Source organism: Microbacterium fluvii (assembly GCF_025515205.1).
GTDB classification, from domain to species: Bacteria; Actinomycetota; Actinomycetes; order Actinomycetales; family Microbacteriaceae; genus Microbacterium; species Microbacterium fluvii.
Genome location: NZ_JAOPFX010000004.1, coordinates 1 through 17,261, shown reverse-complemented (window position 1 = coordinate 17,261; position 17,261 = coordinate 1). Strand labels below are relative to the sequence as shown.

General features: G+C 69.4%; 16 protein-coding genes. 14 read left to right on the top strand and 2 right to left on the bottom strand.

Annotated elements, in window-relative coordinates; translation table 11 throughout:
• The first annotated feature begins 9 nt into the window (after positions 1 to 9).
• Entirely contained in the window at positions 10 to 1,446 is a 1,437-nt protein-coding gene (locus OAW74_RS13910; protein ID WP_262874989.1) for a CCA tRNA nucleotidyltransferase, read from the top strand.
• Between the two features lie 84 nt (positions 1,447 to 1,530).
• On the opposite strand, the gene OAW74_RS13905 is transcribed toward OAW74_RS13910, so the two are convergent.
• The gene (locus tag OAW74_RS13905) at positions 1,531 to 2,904 is read right to left on the bottom strand and encodes an aspartate aminotransferase family protein (protein WP_262874988.1); all 1,374 of its coding nucleotides are present in this window, start codon (positions 2,902 to 2,904) and stop codon (positions 1,531 to 1,533) included.
• 188 nt (positions 2,905 to 3,092) lie between these two features.
• On the opposite strand from OAW74_RS13905, the gene OAW74_RS13900 reads away from it, so the two are divergent.
• The 4 genes from OAW74_RS13900 (at position 3,093) to OAW74_RS13885 (ending at position 8,867) form a co-directional block, all read left to right on the top strand.
• Positions 3,093 to 4,415: a GAF domain-containing protein gene (locus OAW74_RS13900; protein ID WP_262874987.1), complete on the top strand. Its 1,323-nt coding sequence runs from the start codon at positions 3,093 to 3,095 to the stop codon at positions 4,413 to 4,415.
• A gap of 78 nt (positions 4,416 to 4,493) precedes the next feature.
• On the top strand, positions 4,494 to 6,650 hold the full coding sequence (gene malQ / locus OAW74_RS13895) for a 4-alpha-glucanotransferase (RefSeq protein ID WP_262874986.1): 2,157 nt from the start codon (positions 4,494 to 4,496) through the stop codon (positions 6,648 to 6,650).
• Positions 6,651 to 6,747: 97 nt separating this feature from the next.
• Complete coding sequence (gene exaC, locus OAW74_RS13890; protein ID WP_262874985.1) at positions 6,748 to 8,295, top strand: acetaldehyde dehydrogenase ExaC; 1,548 nt, start codon at positions 6,748 to 6,750, stop codon at positions 8,293 to 8,295.
• A gap of 173 nt (positions 8,296 to 8,468) precedes the next feature.
• The gene (locus OAW74_RS13885; RefSeq protein ID WP_262874984.1) at positions 8,469 to 8,867 is read left to right on the top strand and encodes a DUF779 domain-containing protein; all 399 of its coding nucleotides are present in this window, start codon (positions 8,469 to 8,471) and stop codon (positions 8,865 to 8,867) included.
• A 68-nt stretch (positions 8,868 to 8,935) separates the two neighbouring features.
• Here OAW74_RS13885 and phoA read toward each other — a convergent pair whose 3' ends face one another.
• Positions 8,936 to 10,612, bottom strand: a complete 1,677-nt coding sequence (phoA, locus tag OAW74_RS13880; protein WP_262874983.1) for an alkaline phosphatase — start codon at positions 10,610 to 10,612, stop codon at positions 8,936 to 8,938.
• Positions 10,613 to 10,921: 309 nt separating this feature from the next.
• Between phoA and rpsF the strand changes: the two genes are divergently transcribed.
• From rpsF to OAW74_RS13835, 9 genes are all read left to right on the top strand, one after another.
• Entirely contained in the window at positions 10,922 to 11,296 is a 375-nt protein-coding gene (rpsF, locus tag OAW74_RS13875; RefSeq protein WP_262874982.1) for a 30S ribosomal protein S6, read from the top strand.
• A gap of 5 nt (positions 11,297 to 11,301) precedes the next feature.
• Positions 11,302 to 11,805: a single-stranded DNA-binding protein gene (locus OAW74_RS13870; RefSeq protein WP_262874981.1), complete on the top strand. Its 504-nt coding sequence runs from the start codon at positions 11,302 to 11,304 to the stop codon at positions 11,803 to 11,805.
• Between the two features lie 47 nt (positions 11,806 to 11,852).
• Positions 11,853 to 12,107: a 30S ribosomal protein S18 gene (gene rpsR, locus OAW74_RS13865; protein WP_137418536.1), complete on the top strand. Its 255-nt coding sequence runs from the start codon at positions 11,853 to 11,855 to the stop codon at positions 12,105 to 12,107.
• 10 nt (positions 12,108 to 12,117) lie between these two features.
• Positions 12,118 to 12,570: a 50S ribosomal protein L9 gene (rplI, locus tag OAW74_RS13860; RefSeq protein WP_262874980.1), complete on the top strand. Its 453-nt coding sequence runs from the start codon at positions 12,118 to 12,120 to the stop codon at positions 12,568 to 12,570.
• A gap of 369 nt (positions 12,571 to 12,939) precedes the next feature.
• Positions 12,940 to 14,307 carry a replicative DNA helicase gene (gene dnaB / locus OAW74_RS13855; RefSeq protein WP_262874979.1) on the top strand — a complete coding sequence of 456 codons (1,368 nt, stop codon included), beginning with the start codon at positions 12,940 to 12,942 and terminating at the stop codon, positions 14,305 to 14,307.
• Between the two features lie 194 nt (positions 14,308 to 14,501).
• Positions 14,502 to 15,518, top strand: a complete 1,017-nt coding sequence (locus tag OAW74_RS13850; protein WP_262874978.1) for a TerC/Alx family metal homeostasis membrane protein — start codon at positions 14,502 to 14,504, stop codon at positions 15,516 to 15,518.
• A 46-nt stretch (positions 15,519 to 15,564) separates the two neighbouring features.
• Positions 15,565 to 16,050 carry a DUF2975 domain-containing protein gene (locus OAW74_RS13845; RefSeq protein WP_262874977.1) on the top strand — a complete coding sequence of 162 codons (486 nt, stop codon included), beginning with the start codon at positions 15,565 to 15,567 and terminating at the stop codon, positions 16,048 to 16,050.
• Complete coding sequence (locus tag OAW74_RS13840; protein WP_262874976.1) at positions 16,050 to 16,304, top strand: helix-turn-helix domain-containing protein; 255 nt, start codon at positions 16,050 to 16,052, stop codon at positions 16,302 to 16,304. The genes OAW74_RS13845 and OAW74_RS13840 overlap by 1 nt, the downstream gene beginning before the upstream one ends.
• A gap of 94 nt (positions 16,305 to 16,398) precedes the next feature.
• Positions 16,399 to 17,067 carry a VOC family protein gene (locus OAW74_RS13835; protein ID WP_262874975.1) on the top strand — a complete coding sequence of 223 codons (669 nt, stop codon included), beginning with the start codon at positions 16,399 to 16,401 and terminating at the stop codon, positions 17,065 to 17,067.
• The last annotated feature ends 194 nt before the right edge of the window (positions 17,068 to 17,261 follow it).

The following is a 17,261-nucleotide window of genomic DNA, read 5'->3' as shown; positions in this document are numbered from 1 at the left end:
CTCGATGTCATGCTGAACATGGCCGACGGTGTGGCGCGCCTGGAGGCGCTCGCCGCCTCGCCCGTGATCGACACCCTCGCGCAGGCCTTCGCCGCGGCGGGGCACGAGCTCGCCGTCGTCGGGGGCCCCGTGCGCGACGCGCTGCTGGGGAGGGTGACCCACGACCTCGACCTCACGACCGATGCGTCGCCCGACGAGATCCTGCGCATCGTCACGCCGGTCTCCTCGACCCAGTGGGATATCGGGCGGGCCTTCGGCACGATCGGCGCGCGGGTGCGCGGCGAGCAGGTCGAGATCACCACCTACCGCGCCGACAGCTACGACGGCGTGACACGCAAGCCCACCGTCGAGTTCGGCGACACCCTCGAGGGCGACCTCGTGCGGCGCGACTTCACCGTCAACGCGATGGCGCTGCGCGTGCCGTCGCGGCAGCTGGTCGACCCCACCGGCGGCGTGGAAGACCTCGTGGCGGGCGTGCTGCGCACCCCCGTCGATGCGGCCGTGAGCTTCGGCGACGACCCGCTGCGGATGCTGCGCGCCGCCCGGTTCGCGGCGCAGCTGGGTTTCGAGGTCGATCCCCTGACGGTGGCGGCGATGGCGCAGCTGCGCGACACGCTCGCGATCGTCTCCCCCGAGCGGGTGCAGGCCGAGCTCGTGCGACTGCTGGGCTCGCCCGACCCGGTGCGGGGCATCCGCCTGCTGGTCGACACCGGGCTGATGGAGCTGATCGTGCCCGAGATCCCCGCGCTGCGGCTCGAGGTCGACGAGCATCACCACCACAAGGACGTCTACGAGCACTCGCTCACGGTGCTGCGGCAGGCGATCGAGCTCGACGAGGCGCGGCATCCGGGCGCCGAGCCCGATGTGACCCTTCGGCTCGCGGCGCTGCTGCACGACATCGGCAAGCCCGCGACGAGGCGGCTCGAGCCGGGCGGCGCGGTGACGTTCCACCACCACGACGTGAAGGGTGCGCGCCTGGCGCGCAAGCGCCTGAAGGCGCTGCGGTTCGATTCGGCGACGACCGATTCGGTCACCCAGCTCATCGAGCAGCACCTGCGGTTCTTCGGCTACGCCGAGGGGGCGTGGACCGACTCGGCCGTGCGGCGCTACGTGCGCGACGCCGGCGCCGAGCTCGAGCGCCTGCACATCCTCACGCGCGCCGACGTGACGACCCGCAACAAGCGCAAGGCCGCGCGCCTCGCGGGCGCCTACGACGACATCGAGCGACGGATCGATGAGCTCGCGGCCCAGGAGCAGCTCGACGCGATGCGTCCGGAGCTCGACGGCAACCAGATCCAGCAGATCCTCGGCATCGGCCCTGGCCGCGAGGTGGGCGAGGCCTACCGGTTCCTGCTCGACCTGCGCCTCGACGAGGGTGTGGTCGGCCCCGAGCTCGCCGAGCAGCGCCTGCGCGCCTGGTGGACTGCGCGAAACCCGGCGGTGTAACGCTGAGACCCACCCCTGGCTCCGAAACCCGGCGCCGGGCGGCGGGTCTGGGTGCGAGAGGTGGGTCTCGGCGGGCGGATGCTGTCAGCGCGTGAGGTCGGCGGCCAGCTCCTCGAACACGGCGATGTAGGCGTCGATGGCCTCGTCGGTGTGGGTGACCGACAGGGTCCACTCCTCTTCGCGGCCGGGCGTCATGAAGATGCCGCGGTTGAGGTTGAACAGCCACGCCAGGTCGGCGAGCTCGGCATCCTGGTTCTCTTTGAACGTCTCGTAGTCGACGACCTTTGCGGTCGAGAACGTGACGCAGCCCTTCGAGCCGATGCCCACGGCGTAGCCGGGCAGGTCGTACTTGTCGACGATCGCCTGGCAGCCGTCGACGATGCGGTCGTTCAGGTGCGCCAGGTGCGCGTAGGCCTCGGGGGTGAGCACCTCTTCGAGCGACGCGCGGGCGGCGGCCATCGTGAGCGGGTTGCCGTTGTAGGTGCCCACCTGGTAGACCGAGTGGTCTTCGACGACCGACATGACCTCTTCGGTGCCGCCGATGGCGCCCGAGGGCAGGCCTCCGCCGAGCACCTTGGCGAGGGTGACCATGTCGGGCTGCACGCCGAACTTCTCGGTCGCGCCGCCGGGGGCGATCGCCAGGCCCGTCTTGACCTCGTCGAAGATCAGCACGATGCCGTGGCGGCGGGTGATCTCGCGCACCGCCTCGAGGTAGCCGGGCTCGGGCAGCACGACGCCGAGGTTCATCATGGCGGCCTCCATGATGACGCAGGCGGGCTTGCGGCCCTCCGCCTCGAGCCGCTCGATGCGCCGCTCCATGGCGCCGGCGTCGTTGAAGGGCACCGCGACGGTCATGTCGACGACCGACTGGGGGATGCCGGCGCCGTACGGCAGCGAGGCGAGGTTCTCGCGGTCGCCGATCTTGTCGTATTCGACGCCGATCGAGACCATGACGGTGTCGTGGTGGCCGTGGTACGAGCCGAAGATCTTCATGACCGTGTCGCGGCCGGTGAAGGCGCGGGCGATGCGGATGGCGTCCATCGTCGCTTCCGAGCCCGAGTTCGTGTAGCGCCACTTGGGCAGGCCGAACCGGCGGGCCAGCTCGTCGGCGACGACGACGTCGTCTTCGGTGGGGCAGCCGAAGTGCGTGCCCTGCGGGTAGCGGGCCGCGAGGGCCGCGCCGATCGCGGGGTGCGCGTGGCCCTGCACCATCGAGCCGAAGCCGTTGTGGAAGTCCCACATCTCGTTGCCGTCGACGTCCCACACCTTCGGTCCGTCGCCGCGGGCGATGTAGATCGGCCAGGGGTCGCGCAGCTGGTACGACGACGCGACGCCGCCCGACAGGTGCACGCGTGCGCGCTCGTACATGTCGCGCGACGCGGTGGTGCGCTCGTTGAGGCGAGCCGCCTCGCGCTCGGTGAGCTCGGCGATGCGAGCGCGGTCCAGGGTGATGCTCATGCTTCCTCCCGCATGATCCGTCCGACCGGCCTGGCGTCGACTCATACAGGAAAGAAGTGCGCTTCCCGGTCGGCCTGGCGCCGGGAGCGGTCCGAAGACGCCGCCAGAATACCAACTCGGCCCTGTGATCGGCGGCACTCGTCTGCCTACACTGGTCGCACGTTCCCCGCCGCCGAACGGAAACCCGCATGACATCGCCGTGGATGCCACGCGAAGTGTCGCCGCACACCTCGCGCCTGCTCATCGAGCGCGCGCACGAGGAGTTCGTCACCGGGAACCGGGCCGACCGCCGCGTCGACGACGTGCGTCCGCTCGTGCAGGACTCGTGGCGTCGCTCGCTCGCGAGTCTCGTGGGGGCAGAGGACCTCCCCCGCCTCGACCTCGCCGCCGACGAGTTGGAGGCCTATCGGCAGACGCATCCGCTGGCCGGGGTCATGGACATGGTGCGCGCTCTGCTGCTGCCGGGCACCGCCGACGAGTCGGGTGTCGTCGTCGCGGTGGGAGACGCCGCGGGGCGGCTGCTGTGGGTCGAGGGCGACCGGCACGTGCGCACCCTCACCGGCGACATGGGGTTCGTCGCGGGTGCGAACTGGGCGGAGGATGCCGTGGGCACCGCCGCCCCCGGGACGGCACTGGCCCTCGACCGCTCGGTGCAGATCCGCGGCGCCGAGCACTTCAACCGGTTCGTGGCCCCGTGGTCGTGCACCGCGGCGCCCGTGCACGATCCGGAGACCCGGCGCCTGCTCGGCATGATCGACGTCACCGGACGCGACGAGGCGGTGACCCCCCAGGCGCAACTGCTCGTGGATGCCACCGCGCGGGCGATCGAGGGCGAGCTGCTGGTGTCGCGACTGCGCGATCGGGCCTCGAGCGCACCCCCGCGCCCCGGCCGCGGCGTGCGCCGGGCCGACACCGACCGCGCGACCCTGCGGGTGCTCGGCCGCGACAAGGCGCTGCTCGAGGTGGCAGGCGTCGGCGGCGAGAGCGTGAGCGAGCTCAGCGCCCGGCACGCCGAGATCCTGCTCATGCTCGCCACCCACCGGCAGGGGCTGTCGGCGGAGCGCCTCGGCGAGCTCGTCTACGGCGACCCCGACACCGCCGACACGCTGCGCCCCGAGCTCGTGCGGCTGCGAAAGGTGCTCGAGCGGGTCGCGCCGCAGCTCGTGCCGGCATCGCGCCCGTATCGGCTGACCGGCCCGCTCGAGACGGATGCCGGTCACCTCGTGTCGCTGCTCGATCGCGGCGCGCACCGCGTGGCGCTGGCCGCCTACCGAGGGCCGGTGCTCCCCGACTCGGTCGCCCCGGGTGTCGAGCAACTGCGCGAATCGGTGCGCTCGGCGCTGCGCGAGGCGCTCATGAGCGAGGCGAGCGTCGACGTGCTGCTGGCCTATGCCGACACCGACGACGGCGAGCACGATCTCGACGTGCTGCGGCTGTGCCTGAGCCTGCTGCCGGCGCGCTCGCCCAAGCGCGCGGGCCTGGTCGCCCGCATCGAGCGCCTCGAGGGCTGAGCAATACCCCTGGCCCGGCGACCCCCCGCTGCCCGGCCCGACCCGGCAGAATGGCCGTGGACGATGAGGGGTGCATCCATGGCAGAGCTCGAACAGCCCACCGCAGACCTCGTGGCGCTCGCCGACCGGCACGGCGTCGCGACCGAGTACTGGTCGTTCTTCGGCGAACAGGTGCATGTGCCCGCCCCGACGCTGCGGGCTGTGCTCACGGCGATGGGCGTGGATGCCGAGACCGACCGTCAGGTGCGCGACAGCCTCGACGAGGCGGAGCTCGCCCTCTGGCGTGATCTCGTGCCGGCTTCGCTGGTCGTGAAGCAGGGCGAGGGCGAGCTGCTCGTGCACGTGCTCGACGGCCACGACGTGAACCTCGCGGTCGACCTCGAGAGCGGCGACCGGTGGCCGCTGACGATCCCGGCGCAGACGCCCGAGGCGCGGATCGTCGACGGCGTGATCGTGTGGCGCGTGCGGGTGCCGCTGCCGGGGGATCTGCCGCTGGGCTGGCACACGGTGCGGGGATGGCGGCGGGCGCACGGCGCAGCATCCGACGACGCGATCGGCACCGGCGCGCTCGTGGTGACCCCGCACCGGCTGGCCGCCCCGCCGACCAGGCCCGGCAACCGGGGCCGCGGCTGGGGGCTCATGGCGCAGCTGTATTCGGTGCGCTCTCGGGGATCGTGGGGCATCGGCGACTTCGCCGACCTGGCCGACCTCGCCGCGATCGCGGGCGACCGCGGCGCCGACTTTCTGCTGATCAACCCCGTGCACGCCGCCGAGGTCACCTCGCCGATCGAGGCCTCGCCCTATCGGCCGTCGACCAGGCGCTTCCTCGCCTCTCTCTATGTGCGCCCCGAGGACATCCGCGAGGTCGCCTACCTCTCCCCCGGCCAGCGGGCGGAGCTCGCCGAGGCGCACCGGCTCATCGCCGCCGAGAACACCGATGCGAACCGCATCGACCGCGACGAGGCGTGGGCCGCCAAGCGGAGGGGACTCGAGCTCGTGCATGCGGCCCCGCGCTCTGCGAGCAGGCAGAGCCAGCTCGACGCGTTCGTCGCCGGCGAAGGCAGGCCGCTGCGCGACTTCGCGCTGTGGTGCGCCATCGAGGAGCACTACGCGCAGACGCTGCCCGCCGGCGCCGAGCGCCCGAGCGAAGCATGGGACATCGGCTCGCCGCTGGTGGCGCAGCTGCGCGACGACCTGGCAGGAGTGGTCTACTTCCACCTCTGGCTGCAGTGGATCGTCGACCAGCAGCTGGGCGCCGCTCAGGCGGCCGCGCGGCAGTCGGGCATGACGATCGGCGTCATGCACGACCTCGCCGTGGGCGTGCACACCGAGGGATCGGACGCCTGGTCGCTGCGCGACATGTACGCCCCGGGCATCACGGTGGGCGCCCCACCCGACATGTACAACCAGCAGGGGCAGAACTGGAATCAGCCCCCGTGGCTGCCGGCCGCCCTCGCCCGCGCCGGCTACGCACCGCTGCGCGACATGATCCGCACGCTCCTGCGGCACGCGGGGGCACTGCGCATCGACCACATCATCGGGTTCTTCCGGCTGTGGTGGATCCCCTCCGGGCTCGGCCCCGGCGCCGGCACCTACGTCCGGTACGACCACGACGCCATGATCGGGGTGCTGGCCCTGGAGGCCCACCGCGCCGGCGCCGTCGTGATCGGGGAGGACCTGGGGCTCGTCGAACCGTGGGTGCGCGACTACCTGTCGGCCCGCGGCATCCTCGGCACCTCCGTGCTGTGGTTCGAGGGCGGCGGCCTCACCCCGCCCGAGCACTACCGGCAGGCGCTGCTGGCCACCGTCAACACCCACGACCTGCCGCCCACCGCGGGGTACCTGGCGGGCGACCACGTCGCGCTTCGCGAGGAGCTGGGGCTGCTCACCCGCCCCGCCGCCGACGAGCGGGCCGACGCCGAGCGCGAGCGCGACGCCGTGATCGGGATGCTCCGCGAGCGGGGCCTTCTGGGCGAGAGTCCGACCGAGCAGCAGATCGTCGAGGCGCTGCACGTTCACCTCGCCTCGTCGCCGTCGTGGCTGCTCGGGGTGTCGCTGGTCGATGCGGTGGGCGAGCGCCGCGTGCAGAACCAGCCGGGCACCGACAAGGAGTACCCCAACTGGCAGGTGCCGCTCGCCGGCCCCGACGGCGAGGCGATCCTCGTGGACGATCTCGCGGCGAACGAGAGGTTCCGCTCGCTGACGGCCGCGGTCGACGGCGCCCTCCGCCGCTGACGCCACGGCAGCCGCAACGCGTTGCAACGTTGCGCGGCCTACCTTCGACGAAACGCAGCGCGGATGCTGCGACTCATGGACAGTCGAAGGAGACAGCATGACCATCGTCGAAGAGGGCGTCTCGAGCGTCTACGCCGCACCGGGTGAGCGCGGCGCCGTCGCGGAATACCGCTCGCGCTACGGCCACTACATCGGCGGCGAGTTCGTCGAGCCCGTCAAGGGCGAGTACTTCGAGAACATCACCCCCGTCACCGGCAAGCCGTTCTGCGAGGTCGGCCGCGGCACCGTCGAAGACATCGACCGCGCCGTCGACGTGGCGTGGAAGGCGTTCGAGTCGTGGGGCAGGACGACCCCCGCCGAGCGCTCCGTGATCCTCAACAAGATCGCCGATCGCATCGAGGCGAACCTCGAGAAGATCGCCGTCGCCGAGACGTGGGAGAACGGCAAGCCCGTGCGCGAGACGCTCGCCGCCGACATCCCGCTGGCGGTCGACCACTTCCGCTATTTCGCAGGTGTCCTGCGTGCCCAGGAGGGCTCGCTCAGCCAGATCGACGAGAACACGGTGGCCTACCACTTCCACGAGCCGCTGGGAGTCGTCGGCCAGATCATCCCGTGGAACTTCCCGATCCTCATGGCCACGTGGAAGCTCGCTCCCGCACTCGCCGCCGGCAACTGCGTCGTGCTCAAGCCCGCAGAGCAGACGCCGGCGAGCATCCTGTTCCTGTTCGAGATCATCGGCGACCTGCTGCCTGCCGGTGTCGTGAACATCGTGAACGGCTTCGGCATCGAGGCGGGGGCTCCGCTCGCGCAGCACAAGCGCATCCGCAAGGTCGCGTTCACGGGTGAGACCACCACCGGGCGCCTGATCATGCAGTACGCGTCGCAGAACCTGATCCCGGTGACCCTCGAGCTCGGCGGCAAGAGCGCCAACGTGTTCTTCGAAGACGTCGCCCGCAGCAAGGACGACTACTACGACAAGGCCCTCGAGGGCTTCACGTTCTTCGCCCTCAACCAGGGCGAGGTGTGCACGTGCCCGTCGCGGGCGCTCATCCAGCGCTCGATCTACGACCAGTTCCTCGGCGACGGCCTCGACCGGGTCTCGAAGATCGTGCAGGGCAACCCGCTCGACCCGGCGACGATGATCGGCGCGCAGGCCTCGAACGATCAGCTCGAGAAGATCCTCAGCTACATCGACATCGGCAAGCAGGGCGGCGCGAAGCTGCTCGCCGGCGGTGAGCGGGTCGACCTCGGCGGCGACCTGTCCGGGGGCTACTACGTCGCTCCGACGGTGTTCGAGGGCACCAACGACATGCGCATCTTCCAGGAGGAGATCTTCGGACCGGTCGTCTCGGTGACCTCGTTCGACGACTTCTCCGACGCGATCGGCATCGCCAACGACACCCTCTACGGCCTCGGCGCCGGCGTGTGGAGCCGTTCGGGCGACACCGCCTACAAGGCGGGCCGCGCGATCGAGGCCGGTCGCGTCTGGACGAACACGTACCACCAGTACCCCGCACACGCGGCGTTCGGCGGATACAAGCAGTCGGGCATCGGTCGCGAGAACCACCTCAAGATGCTCGACCACTACCAGCAGACCAAGAACCTGCTGGTGTCGTACGCCGAAGGCGCGATGGGCTTCTTCTGACCGGCACGAGGCGTTTCGTCTCGCTCCGCTCGCTCAACGCCCGGGAGTGCTGACGCTCGCTCGACGCCCGGCGGGTCCCCCACCCCCGCTCGCTCAACGCCCGGGAGGACCCAGCCCCCGGGCGTTGAGCGAGGAGCGCAGCGACGAGACGAAACTGCAGGAAGGAGAACTCGATGGTCAGCATCGGCACCTACCAGCGCGTGGCCGTGACGGACGCGGCGGCCGACCTGCTGCGGCAGCTCACCGTCACGCACGGCCCGCTGATGTTCCATCAGTCGGGCGGATGCTGCGACGGCAGCGCCCCGATGTGCTACCCCGTCGGCATGTTCATCACGGGTCCGAGCGACGTCAAGCTCGGGGAGCTCGAGGTGAGCGGTCTCGATGCGATCGAGGTGTTCATCTCGGAGGCGCAGTTCGAGTACTGGAAGTACACCCACATCACGATCGATGTCGTGCCGGGGCGCGGAGCCGGGTTCTCGGTGGAGGGTCCGACCGGCAACCGGTTCATCATCCGTTCGCGGATGCTCAACGACGCCGAGCTGGAGTACTTCGGCCTGAAGCCGAAGCGCTGAGCGCGCAGCATCCGCGTCGCCGACGGATCCATCCCCCACAGACAGGGATGGATCCGTCGGCGGATGGGTCAGCGGCGCACCGTCACCGTGGCCTTCTTCGAGACCTGGCTCTGCACGCCCGTCACCGTCACCTTGACAGTCGTCTGCCTAGCGGTGTCGGGGGCGGTGAAGGTTGCCGCGACCGATCCGGAGATCACGTCGACCGTCTGCGACTCGGAGCCGAAGGTCACGACGGCCTGGCGGTCGCCGTTGAAGCCCGTCGCCTTCACCGTGACCGGCTTCGCGGGCTTGGCGTAGGCCGACGAGACCGAGGCGCCCCTGCTGAGCGACGCGGTGTCGAGCTTCAACCCCAGCGTGCGGGTGATCGTGCCGAACGTGTCGGTCTGGTCGGTGAGTCCGACGACGTTCGCGGCGCCCGGCCCGTAGCCGGCGATGCGCAGCTGCGAGCCGGTGTGCTGCTGCGAGCCGCCCGCGGCCGCCGTGCCGTACGAGATCTTCATGACGCCGCCCTCGAGGGTGTTGACGGCCGTCGACAGCGACGTCGGCGGGGTGGAGTCGACGATCTGGCTCGAGTGGGCGTGGTCGGCCGTGACGAGCACGAGGGTGTTCTTGTCCTTCTTCGCGAACTCCAGGGCGACCTGCACGGCCTCGTCGAGGTCGAGCGTCTCGCCGATCTGGCCGCACGCGTCGGCGGCGTGGTCGCGCTTGTCGATCGAGGCGCCCTCGACCTGCAGGAAGAAGCCCTTGCCGCTCTTGGAGCCCTTGTTCAGCAGCGAGATCGCCTTGTCGGTGAGCGAGGCGAGCGAGAGCGACTCGTCGAGGCGGTCGGGGTTCTCTGTGCACGAGACGGGGGTGTTCGCCCCGCCGACGGTCGCGGTGGTCGCGGCGTAGCGGGTCGGGAAGTTGCCCTGCGTGAACAGGCCCAGCACCGGCTGCGACTGGTTCGCCTTCGTCACTCCGTCGAGGCCTGCGGCATCGGTGACGACCTGATACCCGCGGTCGTCCGCCTGGTCGAGCAGCGTCTCGCCGCTCCAGGCGCCGGCCTTGGCCGTCTGCTGGAACGAGGCGAGTCCGCCGCCGAGCACGACGTCGGGGCGCGTGTTCAGCAGCTGCTCCGAGATCGAGCCGAGTCCGCCGGCGGCGAGGGCGTCGCCGGCGCACGTGGTGGAGTCGGGCCCGTAGCACGAGCGCGCATCGACGTGGGCGACCTGCACGGCGGGCGTCGCGTCCTGGATCTCGGCGGTCGAGACGTTGCCGGTGCGCAGGCCGTTGGCCTTGGCGATCTCGAGGATCGTCGGCAGCGCCGTGCCCTCGATGTCGACCGAGATCGCGTTGTCGTAGGTCTTGCTGCCGGTCGCCCACGCGGTGCCGGTGGCGGCCGAGTCGGGCACGTAGTCGGGCTTGCCCTTGTTCGCGCCGTCTTTGTACACCGAGTAGGTCGTGTACGAGCCGGTCAGCGGCAGGGCGTCGATGCCCGGCAGTTCGCCCGCGGCGCCGTAGGCGTAGTTGCGGGCGATCGTGATCTCGGAGTCGCCCATGCCGTCGCCGATCAGCAGGATCACGTTCTTGGCCTTGCCGCCCACGATCGCGTCGCGCACGGTCTTGGTCTGGTCGCCGTCGAGACGGTGCCAGTCGGATGCTGCGGTCAGCGCGACGGCGGTGCCCGAGATCGCGAGGGTCGTGGCCGCCGCGGCGGCGCCGGCGAGGAGGGCGACCTTGCGGCCGCGCGCTCTCATGGTCTTCATTGCTTCTCCCTGAGACAGCGTGAGGGTGGAGGGGTACGCCCGAGCGGGCAGCTCCAGTCGAGCGGTCGCGGGAGAAATCGAGGTGAACGCAGGACGAAACCGTGAGGACGAAGCCATGAGAGCGCGATGAGAAAGGGTGCGGATGCCGGGGCCCCAGCATCCGCGATTCTGCGTGTGATCGGGCGATCGGGTAGACTGTTCAGGTTGTCCGGTCGCGCCCCTGTGCGCGTAAGCCCGGACGACGTGCAACACACCCTCCTGCTGCGGGGAAATGCCCCACAGCCGTTCTAGTCCGAAGGAGGTGGGTTAGTGACGCACCAGTACGAACTCATGGTCATCCTGAACCCTGAGATCGACGAGCGCCAGGTCGCCCCGAACCTCGACAAGTTCCTGAAGGTCATCACCGCTGATGGTGGCTCGATCGACAACGTCGACGTGTGGGGAAAGCGCCGTCTCGCCTACGAGATCCAGAAGAAGAACGAGGGCATCTACGCCGTCGTCAACTTCACCGCGACCAGCGCTGCGACGCAGGAGCTGGACCGCCAGCTCAAGCTGAGCGAGCTCGTCATGCGCACCAAGGTCCTGCGCGCCGAAGAGGCCATCGCCCTGGTGGCCGCCGAGGCCAAGCGCTCCGAGGAGAAGGCCGCCCGCAAGGCTGCCGCTCCGAAGGCTGCGAAGGCGTAAGCGTCATGGCCGGCGAGACGATCATCACCGTGGTGGGCAACCTCACGGCCGATCCCGAACTGCGGTACACGCAGAACGGGCTCCCCGTCGCGAACTTCACGATCGCGTCGACGCCTCGCAACTTCGATCGTCAGGCGAACGAGTGGAAGGACGGCGAAGCGCTGTTCCTCCGCGCGAGCGTGTGGCGCGAGTTCGCCGAGCACGTGGCCGGCTCGCTGACGAAGGGCTCCCGCGTCATCGCGACCGGGCGTCTGAAGCAGCGCAGCTACCAGGACCGCGAGGGCAACAACCGCACCGCGATCGAGCTGGAGGTCGACGAGATCGGCCCCTCGCTGCGCTACGCGACCGCTCAGGTCACGCGCGCGGCCGGCGGCTCGGGCGGCGGCGGACAGCCGCGCGCCCAGGTGTCCGACGAGCCGTGGGCGACCCCCGGGTCGTCGAACGCGGGCGGCGGCGCCGATGCGTGGAGCGCTCCCGGCACGAGCTACGGCGACGACACGCCGTTCTGATCTCAGACTCGGATGCCTCGGCATCCATTCACAACTAAGGAAAAACCATGGCTGGAAAGTCGAGCGGCGACCGCCGCAAGCCGCGGAAGGGCGCCAAGAACGCCGCTCCCGCGAAGGCGATCCGCGTCGGCGTCATTGACTACAAGGACGTCGCCACGCTTCGCAAGTTCATCTCGGAGCGCGGCAAGATCCGTGCCCGTCGTATCACCGGTGTCTCGGTGCAGGAGCAGCGTCTGATCGCTCGCGCGATCAAGAACGCGCGCGAGATGGCGCTCCTGCCCTACGCCGGCGCTGGCCGCTAAGGAGCACCCGATGGCAAAGCTGATTCTCACGAACGAGGTCGCCGGGCTCGGAAGCGCCGGTGACGTCATCGAGGTCAAGAACGGGTACGCCCGCAACTACCTCATCCCCCAGGGCTTCGCTGTGGCCTGGACCCGCGGTGGCGAGAAGCAGGTGGCGTCGATCCGCGCCGCCCGCGACGCCCGCGCGATCCACGACCACGAAGAGGCCGTGGCGCTCAAGAACGCGCTCGAGGCCGCGACCGTCAAGCTGTCGGTCAAGGCCGGCGCCGAAGGCCGTCTGTTCGGCTCGGTCAAGACCTCTGATGTCGCCGACGCCGTCAAGGCCGCCGGTCTCGGAGACCTCGACAAGCGCAAGATCCACATCACCTCGACGATCAAGTCGGTGGGCCAGCACGAGGCGACCGTTCGCCTGCGTGACGACCTGACCGCCGTGATCACGCTCCAGGTGGTCGCCGCCAAGTAATCGCTTACAGCGGCTTGAGGATGCCGCAGACCCGCTCTTTCACGAGAGCTCGGGTCTGCGGCATCCGTCGTTTCGTGGTAGGCGTTACCCACAGGTGCCTGTGGGTAACGGCAACCTTCGATGGATGCTTGAACCCACATGTCGATCCACAAGGTGTGCAACAGAAAAGCCCTGGTAAAGGGTTGGAAAATTCGTTTCTCGGCGGGCGATTCACCACTTATCCACAACGCTTGTGCACAGGGTGACCGGCGTTTCCCGCAGGAATTCCACAGATTTATCCACAGGCGCGTTTGCAGGTGTCGGAACCCATCTCTAACGTTGCGTGAGGCCCGGAACCCCCGGCTGGGCCGCACCCGAAAGTGAGGCCGCATGTCGATCGCTGACATCTCCGAGGAGCGCCTCGGCGGCCCCCGCGAGCACGAGCGCACGCCGCCGCACGATCTTCTCGCCGAGCAGAGCGCGCTGGGCGGCATGCTGCTGTCGAAAGACGCCGTGGCCGACGTCATCGAGACGCTGCGGGGCACCGACTTCTATGTGCCCAAGCACGAGCTGATCTTCGAGGCGATCCTCACCCTCTATTCGCACGGCGAGCCCACCGACGTGGTCGCCGTCACCGACGAGCTCATCAAGACGGGTGAGCTTCAGCGCGCCGGCGGGGCCGACTATCTGCACACGCTCACCTCGATCGTTCCGACGGCGGCCAATGCCGGCTACTACGCGTCGATCGTCAACGAGCGGGCGCTGCTGCGCCGGCTCGTCGAGGCCGGCACGCGCATCGTGCAGATGGGCTACTCGGGCCAGGGCGAGGCGCTCGACCTCGTCAACAACGCGCAGGCCGAGATCTATTCGGTCACCGGCACCGAGCAGGCTGAGGACTACGTGCCGCTCGAGATCGCGATCGGCGCCGCGGTCGACGAGATCGAGGCCGCCCGAGGTCGTGACGGCTCGATGACCGGCATCCCCACGGGCTTCGCGGGACTCGACCAGCTCACCAACGGCCTGCACCCGGGTCAGATGATCATCATCGCGGCCCGGCCCGCCATGGGTAAGTCGACGCTCGCGCTCGACTTCGCCCGCGCGGCGGCGATCGGGGCGAACATGCCGACGATCTTCTTCTCGCTCGAGATGGGGCGGAGCGAGATCGCGATGCGCCTGATGAGCGCCGAGGGCGCCGTGCCGCTGCAGAACATGCGCAAGGGAACGCTCGACTCTCGGGACTGGACGACGATCGCCGCGACCCGCGGCCGCATCAACGACGCACCGCTGTTCATCGACGACAGCCCGAACATGACGCTCGTCGAGATCCGCGCGAAGTGCCGCCGCCTCAAGCAGCGCTTCGGGCTGAAGATGGTGGTCATCGACTACCTGCAGCTGATGACCTCGGGCAAGCGCGTCGAGTCGCGCCAGCAGGAGGTCTCGGAGTTCTCGCGTGCCCTCAAGCTCCTCGCGAAGGAACTGCAGGTGCCGGTGATCGCGCTGTCGCAGCTGAACCGTGGCCCCGAGCAGCGTGCCGACAAGAAGCCGGCCCTCTCGGATCTTCGTGAGTCAGGCTCGATCGAGCAGGACGCCGACATGGTGGTGCTGCTGCACCGCGAGGCGGCCTACGAGAAAGACAGCCCTCGGGCGGGCGAGGCCGACCTCATCGTCGCCAAGCACCGCAACGGCCCCACCGACACCATCACTGTCGCCTTCCAGGGCCACTTCTCCCGTTTCACCGACATGGCAGTCGGGGTCTGACCCACGCCGCAGCATCCGATTCACAGGAACCCGTGACCTTCTGCCGCTAGAGTCGCCGAGTCCAGGGGGAGTATTCCGACACGGTCAGTTCGTCATTACGTGTGCAGCGTTGCGCACCGGGCGGCCGGTTCCCAATCGGGGATGGAAGAGACCTTGGCGCTGACATCGTCGACGCCGAGCTCCGGGAGCCTCCCTTGAACATCACACCCCTCGTGTGGATCATCACGATCGCCATCACGATCGCGTTCTTCGTGTTCGAGTTCTTCGTGCACGTGCGTAAGCCGCACGCGCCGACCATCGGCGAGTCCGCCCGCTGGTCGGCGTTCTACATCGGCCTCGCGCTGCTGTTCGGCGTGGGCATCGGCATGGTGTCGGGGTGGACCTACGGCGGCGAGTACTTCGCCGGCTACCTCACCGAGAAGGCGCTGTCGATCGACAACCTCTTCGTCTTCCTCATCGTGATGACGAGCTTCGCGGTGCCCAAGATCTATCAGCAGAAGGTGCTGATGATCGGAATCGTGATCGCGCTCGCGCTACGCGGCGTGTTCATCGCGGTCGGTGCGACGCTGATCTCGAACTTCTCGTGGATCTTCTACCTGTTCGGCGCGCTGCTGCTGTTCCTCGCCTACCGCCAGGCGTTCGCGCACGGCGAGTCGAACCCCGCCGACGGCAGGTTCATGCGCTTCGTTCGGCGCCACCTGCCCGTGAGCGACGAGTACAACGGCGACCGGCTCACGGTGCGCATCGATGGGCGCCGCTTCGTCACCCCGATGCTGCTGGTGATCGTGGCCATCGGCTTCGTCGACCTCATCTTCGCCGTCGACTCGATCCCCGCCATCTACGGCCTGACCGAAGAGGCCTACATCGTCTTCACGGCGAACGCCTTCGCCCTCATGGGACTGCGTCAGCTCTACTTCCTCATCGGCGGCCTGCTCGAGCGCCTCGTCTACCTCGCGCAGGGCTTGGCGGTCATCCTCGCGTTCATCGGCGTCAAGCTCGTGCTGCACGCGATGCACGTCAACGAGCTGCCGTTCATCAACGGCGGTGAGCCGATGCTGTGGGCGCCCGAGATCCCGATCTGGTTCTCGCTGGCGTTCATCGGCGTCACGGTCGCCGTGGCGACCGTCGCGAGCCTCATCAAGACCCGGAACGGCCCCGCAGAGGTGCGGCCGGCGGATGCTGCCGCCGGGGTGCCCAAATCTATCGATTAACGATAGAATTACGTCGTAAGTCGATGACGAGGCAAGGGAGTGCACCATGGGCAGGGCAACCATCTTGGCGCTGCGGATCGTGATCGCGCTGGCACTCGCGGGTTCGCTGGTGGTGCAGACGCTGATCGTCCCGACGATCTGGGCCGATCTCGACGGCGCTCCGCCGGCACCGCGCATCGCGTTCGTCACTCTCATCGTGCTCGGGGTGGCCAGCCTGCAGGTGTTCGCGGTCTGCGTATGGCAGCTGCTGACGCGGGTGCGTCGAGGGTCGGTGTTCTCGGAGTCGTCGTTCCGCTACGTCGACGTGATCACCTGGGCGATCGTCGCGGCGGCCGTGATCGTCTTCGCCTTCGCGGTGCTCCTCGCGCCGGGCGAGGTGGCACCGGGCGCCGTCGGGCTCGTCTGCGGCGCGGCACTCGTGCTGGGTGGGATGGCGCTCCTGGTGCGCGTGATGCGGATGCTGCTGCGCCAGGCCGTCGACCGCGATGCCGAGGCGAAGGCGCTGCAGGCCGAACTCGACGAGGTGGTCTGATGCCCATCGTCATCGACATCGACGTGATGCTGGCGCGGAGGAAGATGCCCGTCGGCGTCTTGGCGGAGCGCGTGGGCATCACCCCCGCCAACCTCGCGGTGCTCAAGAACGGGCGGGCGAAGGCCGTGCGCTTCTCGACGCTCGATGCCCTGTGCGAAGCGCTCGAGTGCCAGCCCGGCGACCTGCTGCGCTGGGAGCCCGCGCAGCAGTCCGAGCCGGATCGGATCGCCGTCGGCGAGAACGCTGCGGACTGATCTGCGCCTGTCGCCGGTGCCCTCCCTCGGGTACCGTGGGCCGCGCGTGCGCTCGGCGCTGCCGGGCGCGACTCCGACGGCGAAGGGACGCGACATGCACGATCGGGCCAACGCATCGGGAACGATCTCTCCTGCGCAGTTCCATCGCGCCGACGGGGTCGCCGACTGGCGGATCACGAGCACCGGGCCGCAGGCGGTGTTCACCGCCGACTCGCTCGGCCTGGCGGCGAGCCTCGTCGCGCCCATCGTCGATGCGGCCGCGAAGACCGGCATCCTGCCCGATATCGATGTGCGGCCGGAGGCCGTCATCGTGCGCATCCCGATCGAGGAGGAGGCGATCGCCGAGGGAGCCACCGCGTTCGCGGCTGCGGTGTCGAGTGCCGCCGCCGAGCTCGGGTTGAGCCCGGATCCGTCGCGCGTGCAGGCGGTGCAGGTGTACGTGGCTCAGCATTCGAAGGCCGACGTGCGACCGTTCTTCCTCGCGGCGCTGGGCTACGACCCGCTCGGCGAGGGGGATGGTGTCGACCCGCTGCGCCGAGGGCCGCAATTGGCCTTCAACCCGATCACGGGCGATGCGCCGGGTCGGGGGCGCACCCACCTCGACATCTATGTGCCGGCAGACCAGGCGCAGGCACGCGTCGATGCGGCGCTCGCCGCCGGCGGACGCCTCGTCGACGACGAGAACGCGCCCGCCTGGTGGTCGCTGGCCTCGCCCGAGAACCACGGCATCGACATCGCGAGCTGGCCCGACACCTACGGGTGAGTCTGGCTGACTCACGCCGACGCTGTGGCCAGATCAGGTGATTCGGCTGACACAGGCGGATTCCCGCGGCGGTCTCAAGGGGTCAGTGCAACACCCTGATGTGAGGGGTGTCGATGCTGTTGGTGTTGAGGTCGGTGAAGCGGGGGTTTTGGCGGGGGATCGCGGCGGGGTTGAGTACTGCGGATGCTGCGGCG